Consider the following 13,361-nt stretch of genomic DNA (forward strand, 5'->3'; position numbering starts at 1 on the left):
GGACAAGGTCAAATGATGTGAAGCCAATTTCGTCCATCATTTTATTTCTTCGCGGCATACCCGTCATGAAGGTGACCTATTCCTGGTACAAGATTTACCAGAAATCAAATTGGATTTTGAAACCTTACAAAAGATAACAAGACTATGTGGATACCATCGAAACTGACTAAACCAGCACGCCTTCATAATGCGATTCTTCGCCCGCGTTTGCTGGAAAGCCTCGACCAAGCACCTTTTTATCGTCTTGTACTGTTTCGTTCTCCTGCCGGTTACGGAAAAACCACGATGGCTGCTCAGTGGCTGAACGAGCATCCTCATACTGGTTGGTTCAATATCGACGAGAGCGATAACGATACCTTCAGGTTTGCAAATTACTTCCTGCAATCCATCAACAAGGCTACGAACAGCGCGTGCTTAAAAACCCAGGCAATGGCAGAACGTCGCCAATTTGCCTGTCTGGCAACCCTGTTCAGTGAACTATTTGGTGAACTAACAGATTATCACGAGCAAACCTACTTAGTTCTTGATGATTATCATGTCATCACCAACGACGACATCCATGAAGGCATGCGCTTCTTCCTTAAGCACATGCCCGACAACCTGACCCTAGTTGTAACCAGCCGAACACAGCCCCCTCTCGGCACCGCGAATCTTCGTGTTCGTGATCTTCTCATCGAGGTTGATAACCAGTTACTGGCTTTCGATCAGGAAGAGACCGAACGTTTTTTCCATAAGCGCATTGCAGAAGATGTCGAAAGTACCGTTCTTAATTCGTTGCGAGAGCAAGTAGAAGGCTGGCCATCAGCATTACAGTTAATTGCACTTCACGCCCAGCAAACGCCAAATAACCTGGCAGAATCTGCTCTATCAATGGCCAATTTCAACCGAGGCCATTTATGGGATTACCTTGCAGAAGAAGTATTCGATCAACTAGATCATGAAATACAACAATTTTTACTACAGTGTTCTGTACTCGATATGTTCAATGCAGAACTCGTGACTGATCTAACCGGCCGTAGTGATTCTTTAGCCTTGCTGGAATCACTCAACCGTTTTGGTCTGTTCCTCAATACCCTGGAAGGTGCTGATAACTGGTACCGTTTCCATAACCTTTTTGCCGAATTCTTGCGTCACCAGCGTTACTCGCAGATACCTCAACAGCGTTCAGAATTGCACACTTGTGCTGCCAAAGCCTGGTTGAAGCAAAACCGCCCACAACAAGCATTAGTTCATGCCTTAAAAAGTGAAAATGAAGATCTAACCATAGAGATTCTCACCAATCATGGCTGGGATATGTTCCACCATGGCGAATTAAAGCTACTGGAAGATTCCATTGCTTCTTTAAGTAAAGACAAGTTATTCAGCGCACCTCGCCTGACGTTATTACGTGCGTGGCTCGCACAAAGTCAGCATCGTTACAACGACGTGGGCGAACTAATTGCAGAATCTGAAGCCGAAATGCACCAGCGTGATCTGGTATTAGATGATGCGCTTCAGGGTGAGTTCAATGCGCTTCGCGCTCAGGTAGCGATCAACCAAAGTAAGCCCGAAGATGCCTTGGTTTTATCAGAACAAGCCTTGGGGCAATTACCATCGACGACTTACCGAAGCCGTATTGTTGCCACCTCTGTCGTGGGAGAAGTGCATCACTGTTTGGGCAATTTGAGCCGTGCGTTACCTATGATGCAGCAAACTGAGAAAATGGCACGTCAGTACCATGTTTATCATCAGGCGCTGTGGGCGCTGCTGCAGCAAAGCGAAATTCTGGTTGCTCAAGGTTATGTACAGTCTGCCTTCGAATTACTCGATCAGGCGTATAAACTGGTAAAAGAGCAGCACTTGCAACAAGTGCCTCTGCATGAGTTTCTTCTCCGCTTGCGTGCACAAATTCTATGGTGCTGGAACCGGTTGGATGAGGCTGAAGAATGTGCACATAAAAGCTTAGAAGTACTTGCGCCATTCGATGAAACAAAATCATTACATGCCTACTCAATGCTGGCAAAAATTGCGGTAACCCGCGGCGAATTAGACAAAGCGGCTCGTTATTTAGATCTCTGTAACAGTTTGATGAAGCGCTCCGTTTATCACATTGACTGGAAAGCCAATGCCGATTTCGCTAACTTGCTTTTCTGGCAGGCCAAGGGCGAAACCGACAACATCGCTGACTGGCTGAAACAAGCCGAGCGTCCAGAGGGAGCCTGTAACCACTTCCAGCAACTTCAATGGCGTAACATTGCCCGTGCCAGCCTGACAGTAAATAATCTTGAGCAAGCACAAGAAGTGTTAGCCATGCTTAAGGAAGGTTGTGAAGAGCATCACCTCGTCACCGATAGGAACCGAAACCTTGTACTGGAAGCTGTTCTCAGTAAAATGCAGGGACAGCGAGAAAAAGCCCTTAACCACTTGAAAGAAGCGTTAATTCTGACTAACAGTACGGGCATGATCGGAAATTTCTTGTGTGATGCAAATGAAATCTGCGATTTGCTTCAGGAACTGGTTGATACGAAACAACTGAGTGAGCTGGAACTACATCGTGCACAACAATTATTGCGCGAGATGACCAGTAAAGAACGTACACGCTCAGTACATTTCGATGAGAATTTTGTTGAAAAACTGCTGAACTTGCCAAATATTCCGGAATTGATCAGAACCAGTCCGCTGACACAACGAGAATGGCAGGTACTGGGGCTGATTTATGCCGGTTACAGTAACGAGCAAATTGCATCGGAGTTAGATGTGGCTTCCACCACGATCAAAACTCATATCCGTAATTTGTACCAGAAACTGAATATTGCAAATCGGCAACAAGCAATAGAAACTGCAGAAAACTTATTGAAACTAATGGGCTTTTGATGGCATGACTAATTGAATAACTACACAAGGATAACAGGTTAAGGATAACCTATGATCGAATGGAGTCGAGGTCGCATCTGGTATCAGGACATGCCGCTCAAGGTGAGTGGCATACCTGTTGGCGGTCGTATGACTATTATTCGGTTATATAACAATCAATTACTGATTCATTCGCCTATTGAGCTAACGACTCAGCTTCAGCTTGAGTTAACCAAGCTCGGTCAGGTACAAGCCATTGTGACACCAAATATGAGCCACCACTTATTTCTGTCTGAGTGGTGGCTTGCCTACCCTGAAGCCTATTTTTTTGCTCCTCCAGGATTACAAAACAAACGAACAGATCTGGTATTTGATGATGCGCTCAGCGCACATACACCTGAACTTTGGCGTCATCAGTTATTACAAACATTGGTACGCGGCAGCGACAAAATGGAAGAAGTTGTCTTTTGCGATCCTAAATCTAACACCCTGATCGTCGGTGATACATTAGCGTGGATGGTTGACAGTCATAATATGCTCACAATTGGCCTGGCATTGCTTAACGGCTGCTACCAAAAGCCTGCCATGCCTTATTACTGGCGGCTGTCTTTCACTGACAAAACCCGTCTTCGTCAATCACTGCAAGAAATTTTGACCTGGCCTTTTGACCGGATTATTCTGGCCCATGGCAGAGTAATACCTGAAGGTGGAAAAGAAATATTCTACAACGCTTTTGACTGGGCATTGCAAGGTGACATAAACGCGCCTTAGTCTCAATATCATGAAATAGCATCACCATACAGCACACCACTTGCAAACTTACCTATCACCTAAGTACCAACCATAACCTCATTTGTATGATGTAAGTCAAAATAATCATCTGAATGAAGCGTATATTTGATCTTAAAGAAAAACCAAATTGACAATTCATCACCTCATGACATGAAATCGCATAGCAATTTCAACTATTTTAAGTAACGACGCATTAATGGGAATAGTGCGCTATCTCATGCCAATGATATAAGGAGTAATATAAATTGAGTGCTGCCAAGATTTATTTTCGTGACCTTCTAGGGCTAACTCTTATCATCTTCTCTGTGTTAACGATACTAGGCGTAATTTTTGATTTTCTGGCACTAATTACTAATATCAATCATGAAGGTGCTTTAGCCACAACCTATCTTTACGAATCAATTCCGCTACTGCTCTGTGTATTCCCTTCGTTCATTTTAGGCAAAGTTATCAACCGCCCAGCCTGGGTTAGCGAAACAGAACAATATCATCTGCAAGCAGCCAAGAAACAGTAACGTAGCATTGGTGCCTGGATAACTCTGAATCCTGCATGTTGAAATTACGTGGGTTATAGTAGAGGCCAGTGCAGTTACACTCTGGTACTGCACTGGCAATGGTCAATCAAATAGTAAGACTACAGATGTGCTCGGGGAAAAGTCAGTTCTCAATAAAATTAATTTCTTGGCGCGGCAAATACCTGAGTCCAGTAAATGCCATATTGCGTGCTTGAGTTAGTCACAAATGATGCGCCCATCTGAGTGAAGTTAGCACTCATGATATTTTTACAGTGGCCAGGGCTGTTTAACCAACCCGTCATTACAGCGTTAACATCTTTCTGACCTGCAGCAATATTTTCACCAACTGCACGCCAGCTATAACCTTGATTTGTTACACGGTCACTTACACTCAGCCCATCTTGACCGGTATGACTAAAGAAGTTGTAGTTAGCCATGTTGCTAGAGTGCACAAACGCAGCTTGCTCAAGATCAGCATCCCAAGTCAACGGTCCTACTGCTGGCATAAAGGTTCCGCCACAGTCATAACCGGCAGCCCGTGCTGCGTTAACCGCTGTCAACATTTCTTGCTCAAAACCGGTAATTGGTGCTGGAGCTGGTGATGAATCCCCATTACCAGAATTGACCGGGTCTTGAATACTGCCACTACCCTCATCTGGGGTTGATGGGGTTCCATTAAAATCACCGGAATTTGAAATGCCGCTTCCTGAATTAGAGACACTGTTCTGTACACTGTCTGAGCCACCACCTGAACCACACCCTGAAATCAAGAACAGAGAAACAAATATTAATGAGAATAAACGCATGGGTACTTCCAATATGATTGTACTTATCTATTTAATATCAATCAATATTTTGAACAGTAAAATACCATTCAAAAATATTTTTATGATCTGAAATTAACCCTTAATGGAGTTTTTTACCGCTGATATAAAAGCACGGTTAATATACTCGTAATTGATTTCATATTTCAACCGCCAGCAGTCAGAAAACAGATAAATTGACAAAAGTCTGACACAGACTTAAATAATTAAGACTAGCACATCCATATAAATATAATTTTATTGACCTTATGCATTAAGAGATTAATATCACATTCTTTTGTAAAACCATGAATAATAATGAAAATCATTAAAAATATTTATCTAAGCAACAAGACATATTCAACATACAGTATTAAGACACCATGATTTTTTTACAAAAAGCAAATGCAGTCGAGATGCAAACAATAACAAGCACATTTATTAGTCTATATTTAGGACCAACTTACAAGTAAACCTCTCGTTATTTTGCAAGTATATAATATTCATATATACCCAAACGATTTGAGATGCGAACTTGAGTCGTTTGAGTTTATCTTTTTAGGGGCTAGACTAAATCGTCTTTAGTCACACTCACGCCTTTGATTTGCGCGTAGACCTCATCACCAACCTTCAAGTTCAACTCATCAGCAGCCCAAAGTGTAATATTCGCCCATAAATGCATTTCACCGACTCGCAACCTAACTTCTACCTTTTGCTCTTCCTGATCATGTAGGATCTTATCGATTCGTGCCGATAAGATATTACGAATGCTGGTTTGCTGTGGTTTGGATTTCGTTAACGATATGTCATTGGAATGAATACGCACCCTTATCCACTCACCCCTTTGATGTGGCAATCGGCTCACCCACAAATAAGCATTATGGCTAAGCATAACTTGGGTTAATGCATATTGCGGATGATTAACGTTAACCCGGGCACTAATTAGTGAGCTTTGTTCTTTCGACGGCAGCCAGGGACGCATTTCAGGTGAACCCCATACACTATTAACGTGTCCAGACACCACCACTTTGCCTTGATTAATCATGACCATATGATCGGCCAGACGCAATATCTCATCCAAACTATGGGTGACATAAAGGATCGGAATATTCACTTCTTTCGCCAGTTTTTCCAGATAAGGCATCAGTTCCTGCTTGCGCGGCTGATCCAGCGAAGCTAAGGGCTCATCCATCAGCAGCATATCTGGTTTTGTCAGTAGCGCCCGACCAATCGCAACACGTTGCCTTTCACCACCAGACAAGGATGAAGGATAGCGCTTTAATAGATGTTCAATTCCCAATAACGCCACAACATCATCGAAATGCTGCTGGTCTTTATGCCGGCAACCATAGTTAAGATTCCCAATCACGGTGTAATGAGGAAATAAACGAGCATCCTGAAAAACATAGCCAATTCGGCGCTGTTCGGGCGGTAAATATATCCTTTTCTCGCTGTCGTATAATACTCGCTCTCCAAGTGCAATGTATCCTTCGTCAGGCTGACTCAAACCACTCAATACGTTAATAAGAGATGTTTTACCTGCCCCGGAACGACCAAATACCGAGGTGATCCCCTTCATCGGCAAATCGAGAGCAAGATCCATCAACAGATCACCAAGCTGCTGCTTTATGTTAATTTTCAGAATATTATCTACTGTTAACATACCGTTTATTGTTAACATTATGCCTCCAAACGCTTACGGGCAATTCGCGTTAGCCATTCAGAGACCATCAGCGACATCAACGCTATCACTATCGCTATCACACAAAGCCGTGCAGCTTCATTCTCTGCTCCCGGCGTTTCGATAAAAGAAAACATCGCGAGGGGTATTGTTTGCGTTTCTCCAGGGATATTCGACACAAAAGTAATGGTCGCGCCAAACTCGCCCAGTGCGCGGGCAAAGGCCAGAATCGTACCCGTGAGGATACCAGGAAGTGTTAATGGCAGTGTTATAGTGAAAAATACCTTCAATGGCCCTGCACCCAGTGTCTGCGCCGCTTGCTCTAATTTACGATCAACACCTTCCAGCGCCAAACGAATCGACCGCACCATTAACGGGAATGAAACAAGAGCTACCGCCAGTGCAGCCCCACGCCAGCTAAAGCTGAACGTCAGCCCAAACCATTCATATAGCCACTTCCCCACAAAACCCTGGCGTCCCATTGCGAGCAGCAACAAATAGCCAATAACAACCGGCGGCAACACTAGGGGAAGGTGAACTAAACCATCAAGAAATGACTTACCAACAAACTGACATCGAGCCAACAACCAAGCGCATAAAATGCCAACTGGCAGGCTAAAAATCACGGCCACACTCGCGATCTTCAGACTAAGCAGCAGCGCCTGTAACTCATAATCGGTTAACACTATTGGTGTACCCCAAAACCGTATTTTGTAAAGACAGCTAGCGCTTGCTCTGATTGTAAGAACTGATAGAAGTCCTTAACCTCTGGGCGTGACATTGCATTGACAATTGCAATAGGATATTCAATCGGTTGATGACTGCTAGCAGGTATCTCTGCAACCTGCTTCACCTGTTTAGAAATTAAAGCATCCGTTTTATAGACCATACCAAGCATCGCTTCACCTCTTTCCACCAGAACTAATGCTGAACGAACATTATTCGCCCTTGCTAACAGCGGCTCAGCTTGTTGCCACAACCCTAATGTTTGTAATGATTCTTTGGCATAACGTCCGGCAGGAACATGCGCCGGATCACCGACTGCTAAACGTGTACCTTGAAGTGCCTGACTAAGATCCCAGCTGGCAGACACTTCAATCTTGTCATCGGAATAAGACTTCGGCGCAACCAATACCAGTGAGTTCGTTAACAGTGATTGGCGTGTTTCAGGTTCTATCATTTGCTGCTGGGACACATAATCCATCCATTTATTGTTCGCAGAGAGATAGATATCGGCCGGTGCACCTTGTGCAATTTGTCTTGCCAGGGTTGAAGAAGAAGCAAAAGACAACGTCGCGTCAATCCCTGCTTTTTCTTTATACAACCCAGCCAATTCAGTGATTGCATTGGTCAGCGAAGCCGCCGCAAACACAGTCACTTTTTCACTAGCATAAGTTGGTGCTACCGATATCACCAGACAGACTGCTGAAACGACACACGAGACAAACTTTTTACCCGATCCCATCACTTTATCCTTACCATCAAAATATCGATATATAGTAAGGTATATATCGGGTAATGAAAATGATTAACGAATACAAAATCTGGTGGGAAAGAAGGCAATGAACCGGAAATCGACGCAGAAAACCGGAAGGACCTCTAGACATCCGAACCATATCTCAACGATTATTAGCATTAATAATCAATGCCTTATATTTGTAACAATTGAGAATATCTACATAGTGCGAAAATTAGCTTTTTACTTTTGGCTTAAAAGAATGAGTATGGAAAATTTTCCAAGTATGTGAGGTTGACCAACAGTTACTTGGTAACCTGAAAGGTACTTCCGGAGAAAACACTCAAGAGCCAGAACATTCGTTACTGGCAACTCTTTCACTGCAGAAATTGTAAAAACATTATTAGCCTGGCATGGCTATCTCGGTTTGGGACATCAATGAGCTAGAGTCGATGCTCTAGCTCGTCAAGCTATGATTAGAAAAAACAAGTCAAAATACCAGAAACAAAACGCAAGACCTGATCCCATTTTTTACTCGTCTGATGGAAAACAGTCTCTTCGTGGCATTCATTTTCAAAAACATGAACTGGTATATCACTAATTAATTGCCCTTTAGACCAACTCATTGAATTGAGTAACTCTTCTGTCACATCCTGCGGAACTTCAAAATAATAGCTATAAACCATATCTCCACTAGAACCTTCATCAGCCAGATATTCTATATCTAAGCTTTCAAAGGGGCTTGTTGCAAATAATTAGATAGGACAAATCTAGCCAGTGATTTACTGACAATTACTGGTAAATCACCTCAATATTGAACAGACGATTCATAAAGGCGGATCTCTCCCGCACAAGGGTTTTCCGTTCATCATAACGTAACCAGAAATCAAACTGGCCTTGGCTCAACATCCGTAATGAGTCGAATCCCTGGATGGTTGACCAGGCTCGCTTTCGTATTTTGAAACCACCAGTGGCAACAACGAGCTTCTTGATGGGGGCGTGATCGAACTCAATACCATTATTGAGGTACTTCACTTGCCGCCGCTCGATATCAGCTCGCAGTCGCCCCTCCTTCTTCAAGCGGGCAATCGCATTGGCATACGAAGAATGCTTGTCGGTGTTTAAGGTCTTAGGCTGATTGTCTAAGCCGTAATGTCTCAGGCAGCACCTAAGGAACTGATAAGCAGCTGCTTTATTACGTTTGTGGGAAAAATAGAAATCCAGCGTCTCGGCCTGCTTTTTGATGGCACGGTAAAGGTAGTGCCACTTCCCCTTCACTTTGACGTTGGTTTCATCAAGCTGCCACGATGAGTCAGTCCGGATGAATTGATGGCGACGTAACTTCTTGCGTAAAGCCGGGGCATACTCAATGAACCAACGATAAATAGTCGAACGATTAACCGAAATGCCTCGCTCTGCCAGCATGTCGCTGAGTTTTGCGTAACTCATTGGTGTCAAACCATACCAACGAAGGCACCAAAGAATGGTTTCAGGGGCAAAGTGTTTCCATTTGAATTCGGGGTTGGTCATTGAGTCGCTAGATTAGATGGGAAAAGAAGGAATTCTGAGCCAAGACTGAATTTTTTGCAACAAGCCCCTTTAGTGCTGCAACAAAGCCCTGGCTTTACCAAAGGTTATTTAACGATGCCCTTTAGAAGTAATAACGAATACCCAGTTTATAGCTATTTGTTGATATTTTGTCACTGTCGAGGGCTTTTATGGAATAATCTAAAGCATCAAATTGACGTTCATAGGCAAGACCAAGAGAAAATGAATCGGATAAAAAGTATTCGGCACCGACTTCAAAATTAAAATGTACCGTAGAATTTTTTTCATTCTCGTCTAATTTGTCTCCACCAGAGGTTGAATTTCCGTTAATGTCAACTTCTGTCATTGTGTATGCAATACTTGGCTTAGCGTAGAAACCAAAACCACTGTTAGTCAGATAACGCATTTTGGTTCCAACAGATAAGGTATTTACATAGGCATCAACCATAAGATATTCATAATAAAATAACCCGGAGCTTTTTTCATAATCGATGACTTCAATAGCTTGGCGACTTAAGCCGACTTCAAGAGCAATCCAAGGGGTATATTGGTAACCAGCTAGCAAGCTAAGACCGCCCCCTTCATTTTCAACAGGAATGCCTCCAATATCCTCAATTCCTTCAACCCAGCCATTTGTATCAGCTTCAGTATTCATTAAATCTAAACCTATATACCAATTGCCGTTGGCCTGAGCTAAGGGTGAAATAAGTAAAGCTGCTGTTGCAAGTGCAATGGAATGTTTCATTTAATACTCTTCTTTTATATGGTTATGTGTAACTTGATGTCAACTTATTGCATTAAAAGTCATTGTACAGCGTTTTCTATCGATGGTGAATGGGATTGTTCGCGTAATAGCCTTTTTTGGGCTCTGTCGCAAACCGGAGTGGTGGGTTATGATCGCCGGTCATCAACATTCATCACTTCCAACCTTATGACCATCAAATTCACAGGCGGTCATTTTCCTTCCGAGATAATACTGCAGTCCGTTCGTTACTATCTTTCCTACAAACTGAGCTACCGTGAAATTGAAGAGATATTGGCAGAGCGTAGCATCAATGTTGACCACTCAACATTGAACCGGTGGGTACTCAAATATGCACCATTGCTGGAGCTTCGAGCACGTAGAAGAAAGAAGTCTGTGGCTTCTTCGTGGCGAATGGATGAGACCTATATCAACGTCAAAGGTCAGTGGAAATATTACTACCGAGCCGTTGATAAATATGGTGATGTCATTGATTTCTACTGCGTGATAAGCGGGATGAAAAAGCCGCGAGAGCCTTTTTCCAAAAGGCCATCAGCCAACATGGATTTCCTGAAAATGTGGTAATTGATGGAAGCCATTCTAACGCATTAGCACTGCACAACATCAACGTTGAGCTTTAGCATAGTGGGCACATGCTGAGCCTTATTGAAGTCCTTTCAATCAAGTATCTGAACAATATCGTCGAGCAAAGCCACCGCAGAGTGAAAGGTAAAATGAATCAATGTTTAGGATGGAAATCAGACGACGGAGCAAAGGCCACACTCGCTGGCGCGGAGCTGTGGTCGATGATTAAATACGGACAGCTCGACAACCCTGAAGGCTTATCTGTTTGGGATGAATTTTACGCGCTTGCAGCCTAATTGTATCTGAAAATCAGTGCGCGTGTAGTTAGACTAGACTTTGCGACACAACCAACCTATGCGACTTACCCCCGGCATAGCTGGGGGGTTATCATTGTTTTATTAACTTACACCTGACCCAATCCTTACAGCACCCCTGCTATCAACCAAAACGGAGCAAACCACACTGATGAGATGGACGCTGCATGGCTGATGCTAGCCGTTGAGAATCAGGAATCTCCCTTATCGAACAATTTGTTTTTGGCTGAGGTAACTCCGTTGCTAATGGACATCCACGCATGTTCGAAACCATCCTTCACATCACCCCATGCGCTATCAGTTGTACTCTGCAACTCCTCAAATTTCTGTGTTGCTTCGTCCCGCTTCTTTTTAAGCGTTGCAAGATTATTTTGGTATTCGTCCTTCATATCTGAACCAGCGGTTTTGACTTTATCCTCCAGCTCATCGATGTCCTTATTCCATTGATCAAGCTTTAGTTTCATTTGATCCACATAACGTTGACGTTCACTCATTTGAAATCTCCTTGAGTCTGTCGTTAATCACCGTAGAACAACATTTTAACCAACGGTGGATTGAATAAAGCTTAGTATAAAAGGTGTACACTTACATAATGGGTTTTAGTGTAATGAATCATCCCACTCCATAGCGTACATCAGGCTCTGATTATGGCGAAAATCAAATCCGTCATTGATTGATGAGGGGGGATTTCCTCAGTTATCAATTTTGTGATAAACTCTTTAATTAATTAGCAGCGGCAAGACAAGCGCTCGCACATTAACCAACATCACAACTTGGTAACGTGCTGTACAAAACAGTTAAAGCCCAGATCGATGAGGCATATAAAAATGACAGTAACCTCACTCAGTTTGAAATGTTAGATCAAGAACATGGACGAACAGAGCCCATATTACGTTCCAAACACCAGCAGCGCTTAGCCACGACTTAAAGGAAAAATGGCCGTTAGTCAAAACGCTAGTAGCGGTAGAGCGCCACCGTAAAGACAAAAAAGCAATGTCATTTTGATTAAACGAGCTAATCTAACTATGGCTCTCGTAACGCCATTGAGTAGGGGCGTCCATTACATCACAATGTGCCTTAGATTTGTCTGTTCTATTTGAGATTATATTCCATTAAAAACGAGTAATTATTCTCGTATCCTTTCTCCTTATGGGCTTGTTCGAATATGCAGTTATAATAATGCTGGAATTTAGCCTTTATAAAAATATTTATAGGACTGCTCATGCCACTTTTCACAATCAGTCTTTTTTACCAATTGGAAACTATTTGATTATTTAAAAGTATGATTTGGTTATAGATATCCCTATAATTACAGATGCACGCCCCCATATAATCAATGCCAGCTTTATGAAATAAACAATATTTAACTAACCATTTTATTCCATTTTTTGTTATAAAATAAATTTATTAGATAGATTGTGTTTGTGTATTAGTAATCACGCAAGCTAATACACTGTTATAAACATGTAAATATTTATTGCACTTTAAATCAGGAGTGATTGTGAAAAATACGAAACATTTATCAGAAAAAACAGGTCAAACTGTTTATGTTATTATCAGTTTAGGTATCTACCAGAAACTTACTCATAATGAGTAATTATAGTATTTGGGTGAATATCAAAAAGTAATGTACGCCCATTGAATCTGCTAACTAATTACACAATGCTTATTGATTTCAGGTAATTAATCACTGACCATCAATAGATCAGGCAAGCTGACTACTAAAAATGCAATCTATCTCTTTGGTGAACTTAGTGAATTTTGGCGCTAGTGATGAAGGAAAAGATTAGTGTTCAGGTATTAGAAAAATTGGGCAAATTTGTCTTTAAGGGTTGTGAATGAGCTTTTTTCTAAAACATAAAGGGGCAATAGCGTGCTGGAGAATTCTAACCGAGCGGCCAACTTCGGACACTGAGGTGCGAACGCTTTATACGGGAGTTCACCGGTGGAATTGACCTCTGTGCCTATTTGATCCTTTCTCCTCGCGATAATTATCATTACCGTTGCACCAAAACTCCGGCCCCAATTTACACTGAGGCTCCAATCTCACCGCCCACAAATTTTTGCGCTAACGTCCTAATTCAGCTGCTAAT

General features: G+C 42.5%; 11 protein-coding genes and 2 pseudogenes. 5 read left to right on the forward strand and 8 right to left on the reverse strand.

What is annotated here, in order from left to right; translation table 11 throughout:
• Positions 1–144: 144 nt before the first annotated feature.
• From malT to C9I89_RS09310, 3 genes are all read left to right on the forward strand, one after another.
• Positions 145–2,853, forward strand: a complete 2,709-nt coding sequence (gene malT, locus C9I89_RS09300) for an HTH-type transcriptional regulator MalT (RefSeq protein WP_107283076.1) — start codon at positions 145–147, stop codon at positions 2,851–2,853.
• 51 nt (positions 2,854–2,904) lie between these two features.
• Positions 2,905–3,603 (forward strand): DUF4336 domain-containing protein, encoded by a 699-nt coding sequence (locus C9I89_RS09305; protein WP_107283077.1) that lies wholly within the window; start codon positions 2,905–2,907, stop codon positions 3,601–3,603.
• A gap of 266 nt (positions 3,604–3,869) precedes the next feature.
• On the forward strand, positions 3,870–4,139 hold the full coding sequence (locus tag C9I89_RS09310) for a D-fructose-6-phosphate amidotransferase (RefSeq protein WP_107283078.1): 270 nt from the start codon (positions 3,870–3,872) through the stop codon (positions 4,137–4,139).
• 158 nt (positions 4,140–4,297) lie between these two features.
• Here the strand turns inward: C9I89_RS09310 and C9I89_RS09315 are convergent, their stop codons facing one another.
• The 7 genes from C9I89_RS09315 to C9I89_RS09345 all read right to left on the reverse strand — a co-directional run bounded on the left by C9I89_RS09315 (position 4,298) and on the right by C9I89_RS09345 (position 10,372).
• A complete protein-coding gene (locus C9I89_RS09315) occupies positions 4,298–4,945 on the reverse strand; it encodes a CAP domain-containing protein (protein WP_107283079.1) in 648 nt (215 codons plus the stop codon).
• 562 nt (positions 4,946–5,507) lie between these two features.
• Positions 5,508–6,623, reverse strand: coding sequence for a molybdenum ABC transporter ATP-binding protein ModC (modC, locus tag C9I89_RS09320; RefSeq protein WP_245905455.1), 1,116 nt, complete (start codon positions 6,621–6,623; stop codon positions 5,508–5,510).
• Positions 6,623–7,309, reverse strand: a complete 687-nt coding sequence (gene modB / locus C9I89_RS09325) for a molybdate ABC transporter permease subunit (RefSeq protein WP_170107669.1) — start codon at positions 7,307–7,309, stop codon at positions 6,623–6,625. Before modB ends, modC begins: the two co-directional genes overlap by 1 nt.
• A complete protein-coding gene (modA, locus tag C9I89_RS09330) occupies positions 7,309–8,088 on the reverse strand; it encodes a molybdate ABC transporter substrate-binding protein (RefSeq protein ID WP_107283081.1) in 780 nt (259 codons plus the stop codon). The genes modB and modA overlap by 1 nt, the downstream gene beginning before the upstream one ends.
• 467 nt (positions 8,089–8,555) lie before the next feature.
• Positions 8,556–8,765, reverse strand: a complete 210-nt coding sequence (locus C9I89_RS09335) for a hypothetical protein (protein ID WP_107283082.1) — start codon at positions 8,763–8,765, stop codon at positions 8,556–8,558.
• 106 nt (positions 8,766–8,871) lie between these two features.
• Positions 8,872–9,609 (reverse strand): IS6 family transposase, encoded by a 738-nt coding sequence (locus C9I89_RS09340; RefSeq protein WP_107283083.1) that lies wholly within the window; start codon positions 9,607–9,609, stop codon positions 8,872–8,874.
• A gap of 121 nt (positions 9,610–9,730) precedes the next feature.
• On the reverse strand, positions 9,731–10,372 hold the full coding sequence (locus C9I89_RS09345) for a porin family protein (RefSeq protein WP_107283084.1): 642 nt from the start codon (positions 10,370–10,372) through the stop codon (positions 9,731–9,733).
• 186 nt (positions 10,373–10,558) lie between these two features.
• On the opposite strand from C9I89_RS09345, the pseudogene C9I89_RS09350 reads away from it, so the two are divergent.
• A pseudogene (locus tag C9I89_RS09350) lies at positions 10,559–11,250 on the forward strand (IS6 family transposase).
• Positions 11,251–11,459: 209 nt separating this feature from the next.
• Here C9I89_RS09350 and C9I89_RS09355 read toward each other — a convergent pair.
• Positions 11,460–11,762: a sll1863 family stress response protein gene (locus tag C9I89_RS09355; RefSeq protein WP_107283085.1), complete on the reverse strand. Its 303-nt coding sequence runs from the start codon at positions 11,760–11,762 to the stop codon at positions 11,460–11,462.
• Positions 11,763–12,052: 290 nt separating this feature from the next.
• Here C9I89_RS09355 and C9I89_RS22800 point away from each other — a divergent pair.
• Positions 12,053–12,249 (forward strand): annotated as a pseudogene (locus tag C9I89_RS22800) (ISAs1-like element ISSba2 family transposase); the annotation flags it as partial.
• Between the last annotated feature and the right edge of the window lie 1,112 nt (positions 12,250–13,361).

The sequence above is a fragment of the Photobacterium lipolyticum genome (genome assembly GCF_003026475.1).
GTDB classification, from domain to species: Bacteria; Pseudomonadota; Gammaproteobacteria; order Enterobacterales; family Vibrionaceae; genus Photobacterium; species Photobacterium lipolyticum.